This window comes from Enterobacter sp. KB-221C9 (assembly GCF_041320715.1).
Lineage (GTDB): Bacteria > Pseudomonadota > Gammaproteobacteria > Enterobacterales > Enterobacteriaceae > Enterobacter > Enterobacter asburiae_D.
Genome location: NZ_JBGIWG010000004.1, coordinates 368730 through 389764, shown reverse-complemented (window position 1 = coordinate 389764; position 21035 = coordinate 368730). Strand labels below are relative to the sequence as shown.

Here is a 21035-nt window from a genome sequence, read left to right as displayed (position 1 = left end):
AGGAACTATGTCACAGGCTGTTATTACAAAAGCGTTTTCAGAGTGGAAAGCCCAGCAGGCAGTAAATAATCAGCCTGTAACGCTGGATGAATTTATCTTCGCTTATATTCCCGATCTGGATGTCACTAAGCCGATTGATAACACGGAAGGGATCCCTGCTGCCGATAAGATAGTCCACCGCCAGGCGGTGAGTAAATCCGGTGTGGTAAATGCCAACTCCGTTGTGTATTCCGTCACGCTGGGCGCGGACGTTGGCGATTTTAGTTTTAACTGGATCGGCCTGATTAACAAGGCAACCAGCACGCTGGCGATGATTATTCACGCCCCAACCCAAAGCAAAATTAAGAACGCCAGCGGGCAACAAGGTAACGTCCTGGTACGTTCCATGCTCATGGAGTATAGCGGGGCTGAGTCGGCAACCAATATCACCACGCCAGCAGAAACATGGCAGATTGATTTTACCGCACGACTGGCGGCAATGGACGAGCGCCAACGGCTGGAGAATATCGATCTTTATGGCACTGCGGCGTTCTTTGGTGCGGGTTACCTGGTATCAAAAAACGGATCACAGTATTTCGTTACCCAGGGCGTGGGCTATGTCGCCGGGTTGCGCTCAGTGCTGGCCGCAAATCAGAACATCACCGTATCAACGAAGCCGGTTAAAGTCTGGCTGGATGTTGCATGGTCTGGCACGCTGACCAGCGAATGGAGGGTCCTGAGTAAAATCACCGTTGCGGCCAGCCTGGCGGACTATGCCGAAAACGGCGTCCAGCATCACGTCTTTGCCCTGGCGAGCATTGACGCCAGCGGTAATATTACGGACCTGCGACCAAAAGGCACGCTGGATGAACAGGCCGCCAGCGACGCCCTGGCAAAGCATGAAAAATCACGTAATCACCCCGATGCGACTACGTCAGAAAAAGGTTTTACACAATTAAGTAGCGAAACCGGCAGTGATTCAGAGTCTAAGGCCGCGACGCCAAAAGCGGTAAAAGCGGTCAATGACGATTTGCAGAAAGTGAAAAAAGCGCTTGGAACCGCTGCGGGGGGCGACGTTGTAACGTCAGATAAGGACACGACCCAGGGACGCATCCCTACGGTTGGGTGGATGGGGTTAGGTGCGGTTTCCGGCGTGAGCTTTACCGATGCCAACATCCCAGACTTTAACTGCACTTTCCGAATGAATGCCCAGGGGATTCATGGGCCGGTTGCGGGTGCGCCTTCAAATATTCATCAATTCCAGTATGACGCCAACGCAGGCCAGCAAATTGGCTTTCGAGCAGGCGTTGCAGAAGCTGCTATGTACCACCGTTCAAAGGTGAACGCGGTATGGGGAAACTGGCTTCAGGTGTTCGATACCGCACATCCACCATCCCCCGAGCAGGTCGGAGCGCTTCCAAATTCAGGCAGTTTATTGAGCAGTATTTTTGATATCAAAACGAGCAATTTGCATGCGGCGCTTGGAAGAGGATCGCAGGATGCGACTACCGGAATGCCTGAAAATTCAGGCAACACGCGCTTTGCAGTTTTTGCGACCCAAATTTACAGCGGGCAATTCTGGGTCACATTAATCTCGCGTGACCAGAACTACACCGGACTGGTCAATACCTCACAAAAAACGGTCGCCTGGACTCAGGTTTATAATACCGCCAACAAACCCTCAGCCGGTGATGTGGATGCGGTTTCCGCGAAGAACGGCGGCACCTTTCAGAAAGAAGTTCTTTTCCAGGGCGGTATGCGGGTTCGCTCTGAAACCGGAATTTATTCAGGGGGGGATGCTGCAAGTTTTTCAGATGCCAACATGATTTTGAAATCATGGTATGGCATCGCCTTTGCCACGACATTAACTGGTGGCGAAGGCATCACGGGTTATATCAATACCCGTAGCGGACGTCTGGAAATGAAAGAACAAATCATTCCCGGCGATTATCGCAATTTTGATGCTCGTTATTACACCCAGACTGCGGCGAATGGGCGATATGTGACAGCAATCCGCCTGGGTGCGATCGCAGAAGCGGACAATGGAAATAATGACAACGCACATGCCTCAGCCCCAAATGGTGCGGTTGTGGTGAGTGTGCAGCAAAAAACAAACTGGACGGCGGTTAAATACCGTTACCAGCAGTACAACATCAATGGGACCTGGTATACGGCGGGAGTGGTCTGATGATTTTAAAGAACTTTGCCTCTTATATTCCGACTGACGAAGATAAAAAAAATATCCATGACATGGGGCTGGGGATTGCTTTCTGGTGTACTGAGGATGGGCTGGACTGGTATGAGAGCCAGCATTTATTTGCAGCAGACTCGGTAAAACTGGCGTTCGACCAAAACAATATCGTGCGTCAGATAAGTGCAGATGTCTCAGCTATTTGTCCATCCGAGGGAATGTCCGTTGCTGAGATTAGCCCCGAAAGTGTGCCGGAAGAGTGCTGGCTAAATGCCTCTGAATGGATATTTGATGGCGTGTCCATTATCAAGCGGGCTTATTCACCGGCAGAACTGGGGGCCCAGGCAGAAAGCATTAAAACGGAGTTACTGGAAACGGCCGCAAAAAAAATCGCCCCATTGCAGGATGCCGAAGAACTTGAGATAGCAACAGCAGAGGAAAGAGAAGCGCTCAAGGCATGGAAAAAATACCGGGTACTGCTGAATCGCGTTGATACCAGCAAAGCGCCGGATATTGAATGGCCGGAGCCTCCAGAAAATGTGGCGTGATTCAGTTATCAAAATTGCCGACGATATGGCGGGCTTGAGTTGCTCAATCATTCCGGCGCACCCGTGGGTTTATGGTCTGGGCCAATCGGCAGATTCAGGGGGGTATCTGAGTCCGGCTAATGCCCTGGGTTATCTGGCGGGGAAGCTGGCAACCAGCAGCGGGAGCGGTGACATTATCGTGATGATGATTGCCGAAAATACCCATGATGGATTTATGAAATCCCTGAACGGGCTTGCCACGGTGTTTCCTGCGCCCGCATTTACCCAGGTTAGCCGCATGGCGGCTGCGGCGGCCGAACTGAGCACGGTTAAAATGCAACTGCCGTCGAAATCCAGTTCGCTGCCGGTCGCCGCGCCGCTGTCCGTTGCGACAAACCGCCTTGCGGTGAACGCGCAGCGGGTTGCCGCCGCGCAGCTAGCTGCCGCTGTCAGCACGACAACCGAAGGGCTGAAAAAACAAATTGCCGAATTCGTCCAGGCGCGTGCTGGTCTGCTTTCTTCGGTTAGTCAGTCTCTTGAAGACCTGAAAGGGGCCAGCGCGAAAGCCTGGTCATTCAGTTACACCGGCAATCACAGAATGGCGGCAATTGAATTACTAAAAGACATACCGCAGGCAACCGCCGTGCATACAGCGGCAATGATGTTTATCGGTGATTCGCTTGCAGATTTGGGGAAGATGATAAATGAGCCAGACCGCACTACTCGCGCTTAATGGTGAAGGGATCGCGATGCAAAACATGCTGGTTTCCCCTTCAATGCAGTTTCAGGAAAAAGACCAGTCAGGCCAGACATCGAGCACGACCAATTCCGAACAGGGCATCAAAGCCAAAGAATTGCGCGTGTCGGGACTGGTGACATTTGACGACGAGGCAGTTTTACAGCGCCTTTTCCAGTTGGCATCCGCTACAGAGGCCAGCGGAGCCTTAAAGACTTATCGCGTCGCCAATGCCACGGCAACCGCAATCAACTTCCGCGAAGCCACCTTCACCGGTCAGATTGATGCCGTTCCCCAGGAGGACCGCCTGGCCTGGCAGGTCAGTTTCACGCTGCGGGAAAAAAACAGCGTGCCGGAAAAACGCCAGGCACGAAAAGGCAACGCAACCGCCAGCACGAAGCAAACCGGCGCAGGGGGTAAAGGTGGCGCGGCGGCAGACGAACCAGCCGACAAAATGAGCTGGTTTGAAGAAAAAGTCCTGAAACCCGTTAATGATGCGCTGGGGTAAAACATGAAGCCAATTAAACGCCTTTTCCTGTCCAGTGACCCGGTCCACATGGTGGACTGCAATATCGTGCTTGAGCAAAACGCCTGCGGGCGTGGATTCATCACGGCCAGCACTGAAATGGATTACACCGGCAAATTGGTTCGGGTCGATGTGGGTTATGACGGGCTGGTCCTGCGCTGGTTCACCGGCTATGTTGAACGGTCGCAGCCTGCTGATAATGGAGCCTGCCGGTTGTTCGTTCGTGAACTTGTCGGGGTGTTCGATAAACTGTGGCCGTGTTCGTTCCAGCACCCAACGTTACGCCAGATCACTGACTGGTTAACGGAGCAAAGCGGGTTAACAATCGCGCCGCCTGCCGGTGCGGCTTATGCGGATAAACCTATCCCGCACTTTACCCACAGCGGAACCGGCTATCAGCTATTAGCCAGCCTGGGGCGGGCTTTCTCAATCAAAGATTATGTCTGGTATCAGTTGCCGGACGGGGCCGTCTTTACCGGCGCAGCAGAGCATAGCCTTTTTGCCGGTAAGCCAGTGGAGATCCCGCACGAATTTAGCCAGGCATCCGCAGCCGGTAATTCAATGGTTGTGCCGATGATCCAGAGCCTGCGCCCCGGTGTTGAGGTCAACGGCCAGCGCTTAAGCCAGGTTCAGCTTAACAACGACGATATGACAATCACCTGGCTGCCACGCAATAAGGCAACCGGCAAGCCACTGCAAAAATCACCGATTCAGCGCCAGATAGAAAGCGCCTACCCGGAACTGGCTTCCGGGCTGCATTTGCCAAAACTCGCCAGGGTAGAAGCGCCAAGCGAAGACGTTTCAGGGGGTAACATCGCGGACCCATTCCGGCCCCGTTACGCTGTGGATCTGCAACTGCTGGATGAAGACGGCAACGCGGCAGCCAACACGCCGGTTTATTCCGCCGTGCCGCTGCCGGTTCCAATGGCCGGTAGTGAATCGGGAATGTTTCAGTTTCCGCCGCCTGGCACGCTGGTTGAGATTGGTTTCGTGGAGGGCCGACAGGATAAGCCGTTTATTCGTCAGATCATGCCGCAGGGGCATAACCTGCCAGCGGTTAAGCCTGGCGAACAGTTACAGCAACAGCGCGATGGTGTATCACAGCGCGTTACCGTCGCCGGTGACTGGGTGCGCCAGACCGACCAGACGATAAGCGAAACATCCATGACGCGGGAAGTGACCGCAGATGATGAAAAGCGAAAGCTGGTTGCCCGTGAAACAACAGTCCAGGCCACGGATAAAACAACCGTGCTGGGAACGGCCACACTTCTGGCCGGTGCGGTTATGCATGTAAGCGAGGGAGACTACAGCGTCGGCACGTCTGGCAACCTGACAGTGACCTGCAGCAAGGACAATTCTGTCAGTGTTGGCCAGAACGTAAAACGCGACGTCGGCGGAAAGTTGGAAGACAACATCCAGGGTAATGCCGACGTCACTATCGGCGGAGCGCTTAACGAGAAAATTGCAGGCATTAAAAAAAGCGTGGCCGCAGCGCAGCAGTTGATCGGGGCGTCCGTTAAGCTGGGCAGCGAGGAAACCAACGTCCTGACGTTGCTGACCGACACCCTGGACGTTGTCCGCGAACTGGCGCAGATATGTGCGACCCATACGCACCCCAACACGGGAACCAGCGGGCAGGCATCGCAGTTCACCGGAACCGCCGAAAAAACAAACGCTTTGAAAGCAAAATACAGCCCCCTTATTGCCTGACAAAACGCAGGCGAAAACCATCACGTCACCAGACGCCACAGAACGCCCCACAGCAAGCGCAAAAACATAAGGCCGACACCGTTCGGCCTTTTTTGCGTTCGTTTAACCAGGCCCCAGAGACGAAGCGACAGAACGCAGACGGAAGCGGATCCGAGACGGAAACGGCGCTACACCGCACCCGCCTGCGGTATTTGGATCATAAAAATTTTGCAAAAGAATTTTTGCGCAAAGCAACTCGCCAGCCCGCGCCGCTGCTGGGCTTCTGCGGTCTGCTGGCGTTTGCACACCGCGCAAGGATTTGCAGCGTTTTGCAAAATTTGCCGACCAGTCAGCACCTAACCGATTGGTTAACATGATGTTTTTAAAAGGATCGTTTTGCTTTCCGTCACGATCAAAAGTGCGGAAAGGTAGCCAGTGGATTTCCGGTCAGAAAGTTGCAAGGCCAGTAGTGCCAAGGGTTGGCGACCAGTTGGCTATAAATTTGGTTTTGCAAAACACTGCGTGCTTGCTGGCAAAAAAGATCTGCAATGGGAGTGCAAAAAACCCCGCAGAAACGCGGGGTTTTCATATACGTCCCGTGGACGTTTTTTTCGATGTGTGGACGATGTGTGGACATCATTAGAAACAAATCCTTTTGTTTCATGGGATTGCGTCTAATATTAAAACAGCATTGCTGGCTTTCAGTATATACATCATCGCATTACTGGCGACTGTCATTTGCCTGGCGCAACAGCGTCCGGCTCTCACTCTGGAAACGCTGCGCGTAATCGCCAAACCAGTGCTCAACCTTGCGGAAGCTGTCGATAAACGCCTGCTTGTCTCCGTGCTCCAGCAGCGTAATGGCTTCACCAAAGCGCTGATAGTAGCGCTTGATGAGCGCCAGGTTGTTCTCGGAGGACATAATAATGTCCGCGTAAAGCTGCGGATCCTGAGCAAACAGGCGCCCGACCATCGCCAGTTCCAGACGATAGATAGGTGAAGAGAGTGCCAGCAGCTGTTCAAGCTGCACGTTCTCTTCCGCCAGATGCAGGCCGTAGGCAAACGTCGCAAAGTGACGCAGCGCCTGAATGAACGCCATGTTCTGATCGTGCTCGACCGCGCTGATGCGGTGCAGTCGCGCACCCCATACCTGAATCTGTTCCAGGAACCACTGATAGGCTTCCGGCTGACGACCGTCGCAGTAAACCACCACCTGCTTTGCCAGGCTGCCGCTGTCCGGGCCAAACATCGGGTGTAGACCCAGCACCGGGCCCGTATGCGCAGCCAGCATGGCCTGCAGCGGACCATTTTTGACGGAGGCCAGATCCACCAGGATGCAGTCTATCGGTAAAGGAGGCAGCTTTTCGATGATCTGCTCCGTCACGTGGATCGGCACGCTGACGATAACCATCCCGGCATCTTTCATAAGTTCCGGAGCATGCGCCCAGCCCTCTTTTTCCAGAATGCGCACCTGATAGCCAGAAAGCGTCAGCATTTTTTCAAACAGACGCCCCATCTGTCCTGCCCCGCCGACAATCACCACCGGACGCAGGGACGGACAGAGGGTTTTGAAGCCCTTGTCGTTTTCACTGGAGTAGGATTCCCGCATCACGCGACGCAGAACATCCTCAATCAGATCTGGCGAAACGCCCAGCGCCTGCGCCTCTTTACGACGGGAGGCCAGCATTGAGGCTTCGCGCTCCGGAACGTAAATCGGCAGGCCGTATTTGCTTTTCACCTCACCGACTTCGGCAACCAGCGCCATGCGGCGCGCCAGCAGGTCCAGCAGCGCCTTATCTACTTCATCAATTTGATCGCGCAGTGCGGTCAATTCAGCAACCATAACTAACCTCTTAAGCCAGACGCGTCGCCAGCTGGCCGTTCAAATCTTGGTGGATCTCACGCAGCAGAGCATCGGTCGTCTCCCAGCTGATGCAGGCATCCGTCACGGAGACGCCGTGCTTCATTGCGCTGCGCGGTTGTTCAGATGACTGATTGCCTTCATGAATGTTGCTCTCAATCATCAGACCGATAATCGAACGGTTGCCATCTTTGATCTGTGCGATCACGGATTCCGCAACCGCAGGCTGGCGACGGTAATCTTTATTCGAATTACCATGACTGCAATCTACCATCAGTGCCGGGCGCAGTCCCGCCTGCTCCATCTCTTTTTCACACTGCGCCACGTCCGCCGGGCTGTAGTTAGGTGCTTTCCCGCCGCGCAGGATCACATGGCCGTCCGGGTTGCCCTGCGTTTGCAGGAGGCATACCTGGCCCGCCTGGTTAATACCGACGAAACGGTGCGGCATGGCGGCAGCGCGCATGGCGTTGATCGCCGTCGCCAGGCTGCCATCGGTACCGTTTTTAAAGCCAACCGGCATCGACAGGCCAGACGCCATCTCGCGGTGGGTTTGCGATTCCGTGGTACGCGCACCAATCGCGGACCAGCTGAACAGATCGCCCAGGTACTGCGGGCTGTTTGGATCCAGCGCTTCGGTTGCCAGCGGCAGCCCCATGCTAACCAGCTCCACCAGCAGGCGACGCGCAATCTTCAGGCCTGCTTCCACATCAAACGAGCCATCCATGTGCGGATCGTTAATCAACCCTTTCCAGCCGACGGTCGTACGCGGCTTCTCAAAATAGACGCGCATCACCAGATAGAGGCTATCGCTGACCTCCTCCGCTAATGCTTTAAATCGACGAGCGTACTCAATGGCGGTTTCAGGATCGTGAATAGAGCAAGGACCGCATACCACCAGCAGGCGCGGATCGCGGCCGGCGATAATGTCAGAAATGGTCTGGCGAGAGTGCTCGATCTGAGCCTCCTGCGCGACGCTCAGCGGAAATTCCGCTTTCAGCTGGTCCGGGGTGATTAAAACCTGTTCATCAGTGATATGTACGTTGTTCAGCGCGTCTTTTTGCATGATGGCGATCCTGTAAAGCTCGTTTGCGATAGTTGTTTTCCTCAATGAGGTGAAACCACGATACCATAAAAAGTAAACATTTCAATCCAAAATACGTACACATTAGTTTACACAAGCCGATTTATTGCAAAAATCAGCCAATAAAAACGTAAACTTTAAATTACAGACAGATTTTCTTTAGCCAGGCTATGCTGAAGAAAAAAGGAGAATGGCTATGCGTTCAATTGCTCTCGCGCTGTTGTCGCTGTTTTTAACGGGCTGTCAGATCAATCCTTACACCTTCCAGCCCGACTGGACCAGCCCATCCTGGTTTGATGCCGGTAAAGAAGACGCCATGAATGGCCTGCCGGTTAAAGATAACCAGGCCCTGGCCGATAGTTTTAACGACACACACGTTGATCGTAGTGAATATCTTCGCGGCTATGCCGATGGTCAGAAGAAAGTCTGCGAAGAAGGGTTTATTCACGCGTGGGGTTTAGCCGGCAAATCTTTCCCTGCCAGCTGCGATACTGCCGAAAACGCGACAAAACTGCGTGCGTCATGGCAGAAAGGGATGGATGAAAGTATGCAATCCAGCAGGCTGAATTAAGGCTATTTTTATCCACCGGAAAATAAGCAACAGTAAGATTTAGCTTAGGTCGGCCTCAGGCTATTTCTGACATAATGACGGCTCTGACAAACAATGGTATTCTGCCCGCAACTCTTAAGGACATCTATTTCCGGAGCGATGTGGCGGATTCTGGTGAGAAATTTATTCTTGATCTCTTTTTTCCGACTCACTCTGGTGTTAATGCTGTTCCTTATGGTGGGCCCTGCGGCGGCAGGCACACTTACGGAAACGGATAAATCGGTACGTTCGATTGTCTCAGGCATTGTGAGCTATACGCGATGGCCGTCACTTTCCGGGCAGCCTAAACTCTGCGTCTACGCCACTTCTCACTATACGCACGCCCTCAGCGGCGATGAAGGCCATAGCGAGTTACCTTATACTCCCGTTATTGTACGTAACGATCGGGAAGCCCTGGCCGCGACGTGCGATGCAATTTATTTCGGGTCTGAATCACCGGCAAAACAACTTGAATTAATAAGTCAATATCAGGGCAGAGCATTGCTATTAATCTCAGAGCAAAATCCGGAATGCGTAATTGGCAGTGCCTTTTGCCTGATAATCGATCGCGGCCAGGTTCGGTTCTCCGTCAATCTGGATGCATTGACGCGCAGTGGCGTTAGAGTCAATCCGGATGTATTAATGCTTGCACGGAATAAGCAGCATGGATAAAGATTTCACTTCAACGCCGCGTCCGACGTTTAAAAGAACGTTGAGGCGAAACAGCATGATAAGCGTCATCATCACGATGACGTTAATATGGCTGTTGCTCTGTTTTGCTTCCGTCGTAACCTTAAAACAATACGCGCAAAAGAATCTCGAATTAACCGGCGCCACAATGAGCCACAGCCTGGAAGCCTCACTGGTCTTCAACGATTCCCTGGCGGCCAACGAAACGCTCGCAGCCCTGGGTAAACAGGGCCAGTTTGCCCAGGCCGAGGTTATCAACGCGCATAAAAAGCGGTTTGCCTACTGGTCCTGGAACCCGGAAGATAACAACGACACGCTGGGCGCGCTGGTCAGCCGCTGGCTTTTCCCCGTACCGGTTGCGCAGCCCATCATGCATAACGGTGCAATGATCGGCGAAATCCGCCTTACCGCGCGCGACAGTCTCATCAGTCATTTCATCTGGATGTCGTTTGCAGTGCTGACCGGCTGCATTCTTTTTGCTACCGTCGTCGCGCTTGCCATTACCCAGTCTTTGCATCACGGCATGGTCACGGCCCTGCAAAACATTACCGACGTCGTGCATGACGTTCGTACTAACCGCAACTTCTCCCGCCGGGTGAAAGACGGGCGTATCGAAGAGTTTCACCAGTTTGGTGAAGACTTCAACAGCCTTCTGGATGAGATGGAAGAGTGGCAGCTGAAGCTCCAGGCGAAAAACGCCCAGCTGTTGCGTACCGCCATGCACGACCCGCTCACCGGTCTTGCCAACCGCGCAGCGTTTCGTAACAGCATTGCGGCCTTAATGAACGACCCTTCAGCCAAAACAAACTCGGCCCTGCTCTTCCTCGACGGTGATAATTTTAAGTTTATTAACGACACCTGGGGACACGCGGCGGGAGACTGCGTGCTGATTGAAGTCGCCAGCCGGATGATGGAGTTTGGCGACAAACGTCACCAGGCATACCGCCTTGGCGGTGACGAATTCGCCATGGTGCTGTACGGCGTGCACTCTGAGCTTGAGGTTCAACACATTTGTGCTGCGCTTTCGCAGCAGTTTATCCGTCCGTTTGATCTTCATAACGGACAAAAAGCATCAATGTCACTCAGCATTGGCTTTGCTCTGGCGTGGGAAAATGCTTCCGTGGAAGCATTACTGGAGAGGGCTGACCGCAATATGTACCAGGTGAAAAACCAGCGTACGAAAACAATAAGTTAGAAAGGATACACTATGTTAAAACGTTACTTCGCGCCGATACTATTGGCCTCACTGGTTCTCGCAGGCTGTCAGTCGCCGCCGGAAGGCAAATTCACTCCTGAGCAAATTGCGGCGATGAAGTCTTACGGTTTTAACGAACTGAACGGTGACTGGTCGCTTGGCATGTCGGACACTATCCTGTTTGATAAAAATGACGCCAGACTGCGCCCGGAAAGTGAAACGCAGATCCAGTCCATGGCCTCCCGCCTGGCGGAAACCGGCCTGAACCACGCGCGAATGGACGGTCACACGGATAATTACGGTGAAGAAAGCTACAACGAAGCGCTGTCGTTAAAACGCGCCAATGCCGTGGCCGATGCCTGGGCGAAGGGCGCAAATATCCCACGCAGCAATCTCACCACTCAGGGATTAGGTCAAAAATACCCGGTTGCGAGCAACAGTACCCCGCAAGGGCGCGCTGAAAATCGCCGCGTCGCAGTGGTTATCAGCACGCCATAGGGTTATTTAGCGGATGGTTCGGCGAGCGTCACCCTGGTTGCCGCTCGCCAGCGCAGCCAGTCCACCAGAATAAACAGCGCCAGGCTCACGCCCATGACCGGCAAGGCCAGCCCCAGCAGTACGCAGATTACCACCGTAACCCCTCTTCCCCACCCGGACAGCGCCAGCCAGCTCTGACAAAGCGTCTGCACCGGATCCACGGCCGATTGCGCCGGACGACGCATCCACCACATCCGGTAACCCCAGATGATGAGCACGCACAGGGCGAGGCCGAACGCCACGAGCAGCAGCTGATTCACCAGCCCGAACAATATTCCCATATGGAAATCCACGCCCCAGCGGGTCAGTTTTGCCATTAACGGGAAATCCTCGAAACGGGTTCTGTCCAGGATCTGCATCGTAGAAGGATCAACCGCAACGGCATCGACCTGGGTCGGCCAGCTGCGATCGATTTCCGTCACCGTCCAGGCGCGATCCGCCGTTTTCGCCGGGCGGATCTCTAGCCTGTTGGCATCAATCCCTGCGTTACGCGCCGCGTTTAACACTCCGTCAAACTGCGTCAAATCCATCGCCATTTCCGGCATCATCATTCCGCCGTGATGGCCACGGTGTTCGGCATGTTCATCCACGATCTCATGTTGGCCGGAAAGCGTCGTGTTCACCTGCGGGGTCAGCCAGTTCATCTCTGCCCGCAGCCTGTCAACGTTCCCGCCAGCCCACTGGGACCAGGTCAGCCCGGTTGCTGAGAACAGCAGCATTCCGCCCAGAAGACTCCAGCCCAGCGTCACGTGCAGGCGACGTCGATTCTGGAAGCGATTATTGATCCGCCGTTTGGGTCGGGTATAAAACCACAGGGCAACACCGCCCAGCGCGGCAACCCACATCCAGGAGGCCGCAAGCTCGCTGTAGAGTCGCCCGACGTCGCCCAGCATCAGAGAGGTATGCAGGTAATCAATGGTCTGACGCAGCGGTAAAATCCCGCTGGTGCCGTATACCGTCATATCTCCCAGCACCGCCAGGCTTACCGGATCCACGAAGATAGCCCGGTTTTCCGATGGCCCAAGCGCAGGGTCAGCAAACATCACGCGGGTGGTTTCACCTTCAGCCAGCCCCGGACGCACGGCGTGCAAACGTAAATCTGATCCAACGATTTTTTCCGCCACGGCAATTTGTTCCGCCAGCGGCTGCGGCTCGCCCACGGCATTCGTGTGGAGCGCGTGCCGGTAGAGCGCATTCTCCAGCTGCGGGGTCGCCACATACAGCGTCCCGGTCAGCGCGGCAAAGAAGATAAACGGGCCGACAAACAGCCCAACGTAGAAATGGAGGCGACGCAGCAGGTTTCCCCATGCCGCGCGCGGAGTGCAGGTAGTCATACTTTTCCTTTTTAAGGCAGTAAGTTATCGATTTATTTTTTAAAGGGAAAAAGCAGACTGCCGCGGCGGCGCGCGGGTATCAGGATAAAGCCAGGGGAAAAAGTGCCAGTGACTGACCGCCTGGCGCGGCGGCTTAACGCGAAGCCTCTGCAGCATCACGCTGAGCAGGACGATCAGCGCCAGCATCACGCCAGGGACATGCGCTAACAGCACGCAGTAGCCGCACGCTTCTGCATGGTCGAGAGGCATCGTGTGCGGCGTATTGCCGTGATGCTCATCCATCGACATCATGCTCATGTCATGATGCATGCCCGGCATCGCGCTCATGGGATCTTTCTGCAACGAGACGGAGATAAGCGGCGCTACCACGATCAGCAGGATCGCAAACAGCGCGGTCAATGCCGCTGCGCGTTTCCGGTTAGGCTGATGCAGTACGTTATCCACTTCTCCTCCACTCAAGAGGCAAGCATTGTAAATGATTTATGACAAAAGGGTTAACGTGAGAAATGCGCAGGGATAAAAAAAGGGCCAGCCTTTCGGCCAGCCCTTTCTAACAGGATGTCGCTTAAGCGAATCTTAGTTCAGACGCTCTTTAATACGAGCAGACTTACCAGTACGCTCACGCAGGTAGTACAGTTTAGCTTTACGTACAGCACCACGACGTTTAACAGCAATGCTGTCAACTACCGGAGAGTGAGTCTGGAAGACACGCTCAACGCCTTCGCCGTTGGAAATTTTACGAACAGTGAATGCAGAGTGCAGACCGCGGTTACGAATAGCGATAACCACGCCCTCGAATGCCTGCAGACGTTTTTTGGAACCTTCAACAACCCATACTTTCACTTCCACGGTGTCACCTGGACGGAAGGAAGGTACGTCCTGCTTCATCTGCTCTTGTTCAAGTTGCTTAATAATGTTGCTCATAATTTAATCTCTTATCCTGGGTAAACTGATATTCGGGAGCGTATTACGCATTCCCATCATGTTCATGCTGCTGGTGCGCGTGTTCAGTTTTGAACTCGGCCAGCAACTTTGCTTGCTCTTCAGTCAGAGCCAGGTTTTCCAGAAGTTCAGGTCTTCTAAGCCAGGTTCGGCCCAGCGACTGCTTCAAACGCCAGCGACGTATCTCGGCATGGTTTCCAGACAGTAACACCGCCGGTACTTCCATCCCTTCTAACACTTCAGGACGAGTATAGTGTGGACAGTCCAGCAACCCATCGGCAAAGGAATCTTCCGTTGCCGAAGCTTCATGGCCCAGAACCCCCGGAATGAACCGGGCGACGGAGTCAATCAGCGTCATTGCGGGTAACTCACCACCGCTGAGAACGTAATCGCCGATAGACCATTCTTCGTCAATCTCGGTTTGAATTACGCGCTCATCTATCCCTTCGTAGCGCCCACAGACCAGAATCAGCTTTTGATTCGTCGCCAGTTCGCTCACGCCCGCTTGATCAAGCTTGCGTCCCTGAGGTGACAGATAAATCACCTTTGCGCCTTCACCTGCCGCGGCTTTTGCTGTGTGAATGGCGTCCCGTAAGGGTTGCACCATCATTAGCATCCCCGGTCCGCCGCCGTAAGGACGATCGTCCACGGTACGGTGCCGGTCATGAGTAAAGTCACGAGGACTCCAGCTCTGGATGCTCAGCAGGCCATTCTTTACTGCCCGGCCAGTTACCCCGTAATCGGTAATCGCGCGGAACATTTCAGGAAACAGGCTAATTATGCCAATCCACATAGCGCCGTCTTTTACCGTTTATCCGGAGAATTTAAAAACCAGGATCCCAATCTACTTCAATGGTTTGAGTAGTAAGATCGACTTTCTTGATAACCTGTCCATCGAGGAACGGAACCAACCGCTCCTTGATGCCAAATGCATCTTTCAGGTTTGCCTTAATGACGAGAACGTCATTTGACCCGGTTTCCATCATATCGATGACTTTCCCCAGGCTGTAGCCTTCAGTAGTGACTACCTGGCAACCCATAAGGTCTTTCCAGTAGTAGTCGCCCTCTTCCAGCTGTGGCAACTGCGACGAATCCACGACAATTTCACAATTAGTCAGCGCATTCGCGGCATCACGATCGTCAACGCCTTTCAGCTTGATGATGATGTCCTGATTGTGGTGACGCCAGCTTTCCAGCTCGACCTCTTCCCACTTACCGCCTTTCTGGATAAACCAGGGCTGGTAATCAAAAATGCTATCAGCGTCTTCAGTGGAGGAAAACACTCTGAGCCAACCACGGATACCGTAGCAAGAACCCATTTTTCCCAATACGATCGGTTCAACAGGTGCTTTATTGCTCATCATGACCACCGTGACAGATTAAGCTGCTTTGTTTGCTGCTTTGATCAGCGTAGCAACGCGATCGGAAACAGTAGCGCCCTGGCCAACCCAGTGAGCGATACGATCCAGATCCAGACGAGTTTCTTCTTCTGCGCCAGCGGCCAGTGGGTTGAAGAAACCAACGCGCTCGATGAAGCGACCGTTGCGTGCATTACGGCTGTCAGTAACAACAACCTGGTAGAACGGACGCTTTTTAGCGCCGTGACGAGCTAAACGAATAGTAACCATAACATCCTCTTGTGTGAATAAAACAACCGGGCCCCATCGAGGAACGGAGCCCGGGTGTCATATTAAAAGCCCGAAAATTTTACTGATTTTTGGGGAAAATGCAATCAGCAGTTGATAAGTCTGCTGTAAAAGGCCGTCGGCGGTGCAGCCAGTTTGGCGTCGGCGAGCGCGCAGAAAGCGGAGCGTACACGTAGTACGTGAGCATTTCGAGCACTCCCCGGCGTCAAAATGGCAAACAAGCCAGGCCGATTAACGTCCTGGGAATCCTGGAGGCATCATTCCTTTCATACCGCGCATCATCTTCGCCATACCGCCTTTCTTCATTTTCTTCATCATGCGCTGCATGTCGTCGAACTGTTTCAGAAGACGGTTAACGTCCTGCACCTGCATGCCGCAACCGGCTGCGATACGGCGTTTACGGGAACCTTTGATGATGTCCGGGTTAGCGCGTTCTTTGAGGGTCATCGAGTTGATGATCGCCTCCATACGCACCAGCACCTTGTCATCCATCTGCGCTTTCACGTTGTCAGGGATCTGGCCCATGCCCGGCAGTTTGCCCATCAGGCTGGCCATGCCGCCCATGTTTTTCATCTGACGCAGCTGCTCAAGGAAGTCGGTGAGATCGAAACCGTCGCCTTTTTTCAGCTTGCTGGCCAGCTTCTCGGCCTGCGCGCGGTCAACCTTGCTCTCGATATCTTCGATCAGCGACAGCACGTCGCCCATGCCGAGGATACGGGAGGCAATACGATCCGGGTGGAACGGCTCCAGCGCTTCCGTCTTCTCACCCACGCCGAGGAATTTAATCGGCTTACCGGTGATGTGACGAATGGAGAGCGCCGCACCGCCGCGGGCGTCACCGTCCACCTTGGTCAGCACCACGCCGGTTAACGGCAGCGCTTCGTTAAATGCTTTCGCGGTATTCGCCGCATCCTGACCGGTCATGGCGTCGACAACAAACAGGGTCTCTACCGGATTGATAGAGGCATGCACCTGCTTGATCTCGTCCATCATCGCTTCGTCAACGTGCAGACGACCGGCGGTATCCACCAGCAGCACGTCGTAGAATTTCAGCTTCGCTTCTTTCAGAGCCGCGTTAACGATGTCGACAGGCTTCTGCGCCACGTCGGACGGGAAGAAATCTACGCCGACCTGCTCGGCCAGGGTTTCCAGCTGTTTGATCGCCGCCGGGCGATAGACGTCCGCAGACACCACCAGCACTTTCTTCTTGTGCTTTTCGCGCAGGAATTTACCCAGCTTACCGACGCTGGTCGTTTTACCCGCACCCTGCAGGCCCGCCATCAGCACCACGGCCGGAGGCTGAGCCGCCAGGTTAAGCACCTGGTTCTCTTCGCCCATCGCCGAAACCAGTTCGTTACGAACGATTTTGACGAACTCCTGACCCGGGGTCAGACTCTTGTTAACTTCATGACCAACCGCCTTCTCTTTTACGCGGTTGATAAAATCACGAACAACCGGCAACGCGACGTCTGCTTCCAGCAGCGCCATGCGCACTTCGCGCAGCGTTTCCTTGATGTTCTCTTCAGTAAGGCGTCCGCGGCCGCTGATGTTGCGCAGCGTGCGCGACAAACGATCGGTTAAATTATCAAACATTGTCTCTCGCCTGAGTAGAAACGTTGGGCCGCCATGGGCGACACATACACAGAATTTTGCCGGAGTATAACATGAAGGCGCCTTTGTTGTTATGCAACGGTTGGAGCAGGCGTCACGTAACGTTATACTGCTTCTCTTTCTTATTAAGACAACTGTCGATGCCTATATGCCTGTTTTCGCACTGATCGCCCTTGTTGCCTACTCTGTCAGCCTCGCGCTGATCGTTCCCGGACTGCTGCAAAAAAACAGCGGCTGGCGGCGCATGGCTATTCTTTCCGCGGTGATCGCACTGATTAGCCACGCGTTTGCGCTGGAATCACGCATCATTCCCGGCGACGGCAGCGTGCAAAACCTGAGCGTCCTCAACGTCGGCTCGCTGGTCAGCCTGATGATCTGTACGGTAATGACCATCGTCGCGTCTAAAAATCGCGGCTGGCTGCTGCTGCCGATTATCTATACCTTCGCGCTGATCAATCTGGCTCTCGCCACCTTTATGCCTAATGAATTCATTACGCATCTTGAGGCCACCCCGGGGATGCTGGTGCATATCGGCCTGTCGCTCTTTGCCTACGCGACGCTTATCATCGCCGCGCTTTACGCCATGCAGCTCGCCTGGATTGACTACCAGCTGAAAAACAAAAAGCTGGCGTTTAACCATGAAATGCCGCCGCTGATGGTCATTGAGCGTAAGATGTTCCACATCACCCAGGTGGGTGTGGTGCTGCTGACGCTGACGCTCTGCACGGGCCTGTTTTACATGAAGAACCTGTTCAGCGTGGAGAACATCGATAAAGCGGTGCTCTCCATCATCGCGTGGTTTGTCTATATTGTCCTGTTATGGGGCCATTATCATGAAGGCTGGCGCGGCCGTCGCGTGGTCTGGTTCAACGTCGCGGGTGCGGGCATTCTCACCCTTGCCTATTTTGGCAGCCGCTTCATACAGCAATTTGCTGGCTAAGAAACAAAGGAGTTCCCCCTGGAACACATCTCCACCACCACGCTGATCGTTACGCTGATCGTCATGGTGGTCATCTCCGCCTATTTCTCCGGCTCGGAAACCGGCATGATGACCTTAAACCGCTACCGGTTACGTCATCGCGCTAAGCAGGGTAACCGTGCCGCACGTCGCGTTGAAAAATTGCTCCGCAAGCCGGATCGCCTGATAAGCCTGGTGCTCATCGGCAACAACCTCGTCAACATTCTTGCTTCTGCCCTCGGTACCATCGTCGGGATGCGTCTGTACGGCAACGCCGGGGTGGCGATTGCCACCGGCGTGCTGACGTTCGTGGTGCTGGTGTTTGCCGAAGTGCTGCCGAAAACCATCGCCGCGCTTTACCCTGAGAAAGTCGCCTACCCGAGCAGCTTCCTGCTGGCACCGCTGCTGATCCTGATGATGCCGCTGGTCTGGCTGCTGAACATGGTGACGCGCGTACTGATGCGCATGGTGGGAATCAAGGCCGATGTCACCATCAGCAGTGCGCTCAGCAAAGAAGAACTTCGCACCATCGTGCATGAATCCCGCTCGCAGATCTCCCGACGCAATCAGGACATGCTCCTGTCGGTTCTGGATCTGGAAAAAGTGAGCGTGAACGACATCATGGTGCCGCGTAACGAAATCGTCGGTATCGACATCAATGACGACTGGAAAGCCATCGTTCGCCAGCTGACGCACTCCCCGCACGGGCGCATTGTGCTCTATCGCGACTCGCTGGATGACGCCATCAGCATGCTGCGCGTGCGCGAAGCCTACCGTCTGATGACCGAGAAAAAAGAGTTTACCAAAGAGGTGATGCTGCGCGCCGCCGACGAGATTTACTACGTGCCGGAAGGGACCCCGCTCAGCACGCAGTTGGTGAAATTCCAGCGCAACAAGAAGAAAGTCGGCCTGGTGGTCAATGAGTACGGCGATATTCAGGGGCTGGTGACGGTCGAAGATATTCTGGAAGAGATTGTCGGGGACTTTACCACGTCAATGTCGCCTTCCCTCGCGGAAGAGGTCACCCCGCAAAACGACGGCTCGGTGCTGATTGACGGTAGCGCGAACATTCGTGAACTCAACAAAGCCTTTAACTGGCATTTGCCGGAAGATGAGGCTCGAACCATTAACGGGATGATTCTGGAAGCGCTGGAAGAGATCCCCGCGGCGGGCACGCGGGTGCGCATCGAGCAGTACGATATTGATATCCTGGACGTACAGGACAACATGATTAAGCAGGTGAAAGTCCTGCCCGTGAAACCCCTGCGCGAAAGTATCGCTGAGTAAGGCTGTAGGCCGGGTGAGGCGAACGCCTCCACCCGGCACTACGAATGGCAAATTACGCTTTCGCTTTCGCCACGGTCACCATTGCAGCGCGAATGGTACGGCCGTTCAGGGTGTAACCTTTCTGCATTACGCCCAGCACCTTACCGGCTTCCACCTCTTCGGACTCCACCATCGCAATCGCCTGGTGAACGTTTGGATCCAGCGGAACGTTGGTATCGGCAATCACTTCCACGCCAAACTTACGCACTACGTCGAGCATGGATTTCAGCGTCAGTTCGATACCTTCGATCATCGCCGCGTTGTCCGGATTTGCTTTGTCAGCCACTTCCAGCGCGCGATCGAGGCTATCAATTACCGGCAGCAGTTCGTTGACGAATTTCTCCAGCGCAAATTTATGCGCCTTCTCAACGTCCTGCTCGGTACGACGACGCAGGTTTTCCATTTCCGCCTTGATGCGCAGAACACCATCGCGTTCGCGATTCTGTGCTTCTACCAGCTGGGCTTCCAGATTCGCAATTTTTTCATCGCGCGGGTCCACCTGCTCAGCAGATGCGTCTGGCTCTACAGCCTCAACTTCATCGTGCTGTTCCGTGATAATTTCTTCAGGGGCTTGCCCCTCAGGCGTTTTCTGTTCTTTACTACTCATGAATTTCTCCGCGTTTTTCTGCATTCATCTCGCTAACTTCGCTTATTATGGGGATCAGTTTCCGGGATTCAAGGGAACAAGACAGATTGTCATCATTCATCAGGCACAAGGACCTCCAGAAAATGAATAATCATTTCAGGTGTATTGGGATCGTCGGGCATCCGCGTCACCCTACCGCACTAACGACACATGAAATGTTGTATCGCTGGTTGTGTAGCAAAGGCTATGAAGTGATGGTCGAGCAGCAGATTGCCCAGGAGCTGCAGCTAAAGAGCGTCAAAACCGGCACGCTGGCGGAAATTGGCCAACAGGCCGATCTCGCCGTGGTGGTGGGCGGCGACGGCAACATGCTCGGTGCGGCCCGCACGCTGGCGCGCTATGACATAAAGGTCATCGGCATCAACCGTGGCAATCTCGGCTTTTTAACCGACCTTGACCCGGACAATGCGCAACAGCAGCTGGCCGACGTCCTGGAAGGCCACTATATCAGTGAAAAACGCTTTTTACTGGAAGCGCAGGTGTGCCAGCAGGATTGCCAAAAGCGCATCAGCACCGCGATTAACGAGGTGGTCCTTCACCCCGGTAAAGTGGCGCACATGATCGAGTTCGAAGTCTACATCGACGAAATCTTTGCCTTCTCCCAGCGTTCTGACGGGCTGATTATCTCCACCCCGACCGGCTCAACCGCCTACTCGCTTTCTGCCGGCGGCCCGATCCTGACGCCCTCACTGGACGCCATTACCCTGGTGCCAATGTTCCCGCACACGCTCTCCGCCCGCCCGCTGGTCATCAACGGCGACAGCACGATACGTCTGCGCTTCTCGCACCGCCGTAACGACCTGGAGATCAGCTGCGACAGCCAGATAGCGCTGCCGATCCAGGAAGGTGAAGATGTTCTGATTCGTCGGTGTGATTACCACCTGAATTTGATTCATCCGAAAGATTACAGCTATTTCAACACATTAAGCTCGAAGCTTGGCTGGTCAAAAAAATTGTTCTGATTTTGCATC

General features: G+C 54.2%; 22 protein-coding genes. 12 read left to right on the top strand and 10 right to left on the bottom strand.

The window, feature by feature from the left end; translation table 11 throughout:
* The first annotated feature begins 7 nt into the window (after positions 1-7).
* Genes AB8846_RS08070 through AB8846_RS08050 form a run of 5 tightly spaced genes read left to right on the top strand, consistent with a single transcriptional unit; the run spans position 8 to position 5669 of the window.
* Entirely contained in the window at positions 8-2167 is a 2160-nt protein-coding gene (locus tag AB8846_RS08070; protein ID WP_370732468.1) for a phage tail protein, read from the top strand.
* On the top strand, positions 2167-2718 hold the full coding sequence (locus tag AB8846_RS08065) for a tail fiber assembly protein (RefSeq protein ID WP_370732467.1): 552 nt from the start codon (positions 2167-2169) through the stop codon (positions 2716-2718). The genes AB8846_RS08070 and AB8846_RS08065 overlap by 1 nt, the downstream gene beginning before the upstream one ends.
* Positions 2708-3430, top strand: coding sequence for a hypothetical protein (locus AB8846_RS08060; RefSeq protein ID WP_370732466.1), 723 nt, complete (start codon positions 2708-2710; stop codon positions 3428-3430). The genes AB8846_RS08065 and AB8846_RS08060 overlap by 11 nt, the downstream gene beginning before the upstream one ends.
* The gene (locus tag AB8846_RS08055) at positions 3402-3941 is read left to right on the top strand and encodes a hypothetical protein (protein ID WP_032638393.1); all 540 of its coding nucleotides are present in this window, start codon (positions 3402-3404) and stop codon (positions 3939-3941) included. The genes AB8846_RS08060 and AB8846_RS08055 overlap by 29 nt, the downstream gene beginning before the upstream one ends.
* A 3-nt stretch (positions 3942-3944) precedes the next feature.
* Complete coding sequence (locus AB8846_RS08050; RefSeq protein ID WP_370732465.1) at positions 3945-5669, top strand: hypothetical protein; 1725 nt, start codon at positions 3945-3947, stop codon at positions 5667-5669.
* 700 nt (positions 5670-6369) lie between these two features.
* Here AB8846_RS08050 and tyrA read toward each other — a convergent pair.
* Both tyrA and aroF read right to left on the bottom strand, forming a co-directional pair.
* Positions 6370-7491: a bifunctional chorismate mutase/prephenate dehydrogenase gene (gene tyrA, locus AB8846_RS08045; protein WP_370732464.1), complete on the bottom strand. Its 1122-nt coding sequence runs from the start codon at positions 7489-7491 to the stop codon at positions 6370-6372.
* A 10-nt stretch (positions 7492-7501) separates the two neighbouring features.
* Positions 7502-8572 (bottom strand): 3-deoxy-7-phosphoheptulonate synthase AroF, encoded by a 1071-nt coding sequence (gene aroF / locus AB8846_RS08040; protein WP_063930426.1) that lies wholly within the window; start codon positions 8570-8572, stop codon positions 7502-7504.
* A gap of 214 nt (positions 8573-8786) precedes the next feature.
* Between aroF and AB8846_RS08035 the strand changes: the two genes are divergently transcribed.
* The 4 genes from AB8846_RS08035 to AB8846_RS08020 all read left to right on the top strand — a co-directional run bounded on the left by AB8846_RS08035 (position 8787) and on the right by AB8846_RS08020 (position 11562).
* Positions 8787-9161 carry a DUF2799 domain-containing protein gene (locus AB8846_RS08035; protein WP_063144131.1) on the top strand — a complete coding sequence of 125 codons (375 nt, stop codon included), beginning with the start codon at positions 8787-8789 and terminating at the stop codon, positions 9159-9161.
* A 138-nt stretch (positions 9162-9299) separates the two neighbouring features.
* Positions 9300-9851: a YfiR family protein gene (locus AB8846_RS08030; protein WP_228057921.1), complete on the top strand. Its 552-nt coding sequence runs from the start codon at positions 9300-9302 to the stop codon at positions 9849-9851.
* Entirely contained in the window at positions 9844-11064 is a 1221-nt protein-coding gene (gene dgcN / locus AB8846_RS08025) for a diguanylate cyclase DgcN (protein ID WP_370732463.1), read from the top strand. The genes AB8846_RS08030 and dgcN overlap by 8 nt, the downstream gene beginning before the upstream one ends.
* 12 nt (positions 11065-11076) lie before the next feature.
* Complete coding sequence (locus AB8846_RS08020; protein WP_121424411.1) at positions 11077-11562, top strand: OmpA family protein; 486 nt, start codon at positions 11077-11079, stop codon at positions 11560-11562.
* A gap of 2 nt (positions 11563-11564) precedes the next feature.
* On the opposite strand, the gene AB8846_RS08015 is transcribed toward AB8846_RS08020, so the two are convergent.
* From AB8846_RS08015 to ffh, 7 genes are all read right to left on the bottom strand, one after another.
* A complete protein-coding gene (locus AB8846_RS08015) occupies positions 11565-12935 on the bottom strand; it encodes a PepSY-associated TM helix domain-containing protein (RefSeq protein ID WP_370732462.1) in 1371 nt (456 codons plus the stop codon).
* Positions 12936-12974: 39 nt separating this feature from the next.
* A complete protein-coding gene (locus AB8846_RS08010) occupies positions 12975-13379 on the bottom strand; it encodes a DUF2946 domain-containing protein (RefSeq protein ID WP_370732461.1) in 405 nt (134 codons plus the stop codon).
* 132 nt (positions 13380-13511) lie between these two features.
* Positions 13512-13859 carry a 50S ribosomal protein L19 gene (gene rplS, locus AB8846_RS08005; protein WP_002914145.1) on the bottom strand — a complete coding sequence of 116 codons (348 nt, stop codon included), beginning with the start codon at positions 13857-13859 and terminating at the stop codon, positions 13512-13514.
* Positions 13860-13902: 43 nt separating this feature from the next.
* Positions 13903-14670 (bottom strand): tRNA (guanosine(37)-N1)-methyltransferase TrmD, encoded by a 768-nt coding sequence (gene trmD, locus AB8846_RS08000; RefSeq protein ID WP_014832949.1) that lies wholly within the window; start codon positions 14668-14670, stop codon positions 13903-13905.
* Positions 14671-14701: 31 nt separating this feature from the next.
* The gene (gene rimM / locus AB8846_RS07995) at positions 14702-15241 is read right to left on the bottom strand and encodes a ribosome maturation factor RimM (protein WP_029741020.1); all 540 of its coding nucleotides are present in this window, start codon (positions 15239-15241) and stop codon (positions 14702-14704) included.
* Positions 15242-15256: 15 nt separating this feature from the next.
* Entirely contained in the window at positions 15257-15505 is a 249-nt protein-coding gene (rpsP, locus tag AB8846_RS07990) for a 30S ribosomal protein S16 (protein WP_003863133.1), read from the bottom strand.
* A 249-nt stretch (positions 15506-15754) separates the two neighbouring features.
* On the bottom strand, positions 15755-17116 hold the full coding sequence (gene ffh / locus AB8846_RS07985) for a signal recognition particle protein (protein ID WP_014884878.1): 1362 nt from the start codon (positions 17114-17116) through the stop codon (positions 15755-15757).
* A 166-nt stretch (positions 17117-17282) separates the two neighbouring features.
* On the opposite strand from ffh, the gene AB8846_RS07980 reads away from it, so the two are divergent.
* Entirely contained in the window at positions 17283-18074 is a 792-nt protein-coding gene (locus tag AB8846_RS07980; RefSeq protein ID WP_063144210.1) for an inner membrane protein YpjD, read from the top strand.
* An 18-nt stretch (positions 18075-18092) separates the two neighbouring features.
* The gene (locus AB8846_RS07975; RefSeq protein ID WP_032640969.1) at positions 18093-19379 is read left to right on the top strand and encodes an HlyC/CorC family transporter; all 1287 of its coding nucleotides are present in this window, start codon (positions 18093-18095) and stop codon (positions 19377-19379) included.
* Positions 19380-19431: 52 nt separating this feature from the next.
* On the opposite strand, the gene grpE is transcribed toward AB8846_RS07975, so the two are convergent.
* Positions 19432-20025: a nucleotide exchange factor GrpE gene (grpE, locus tag AB8846_RS07970; RefSeq protein ID WP_023333122.1), complete on the bottom strand. Its 594-nt coding sequence runs from the start codon at positions 20023-20025 to the stop codon at positions 19432-19434.
* Between the two features lie 122 nt (positions 20026-20147).
* Between grpE and nadK the strand changes: the two genes are divergently transcribed.
* Entirely contained in the window at positions 20148-21026 is an 879-nt protein-coding gene (gene nadK, locus AB8846_RS07965; protein ID WP_008502500.1) for an NAD(+) kinase, read from the top strand.
* Positions 21027-21035 lie beyond the last annotated feature (9 nt).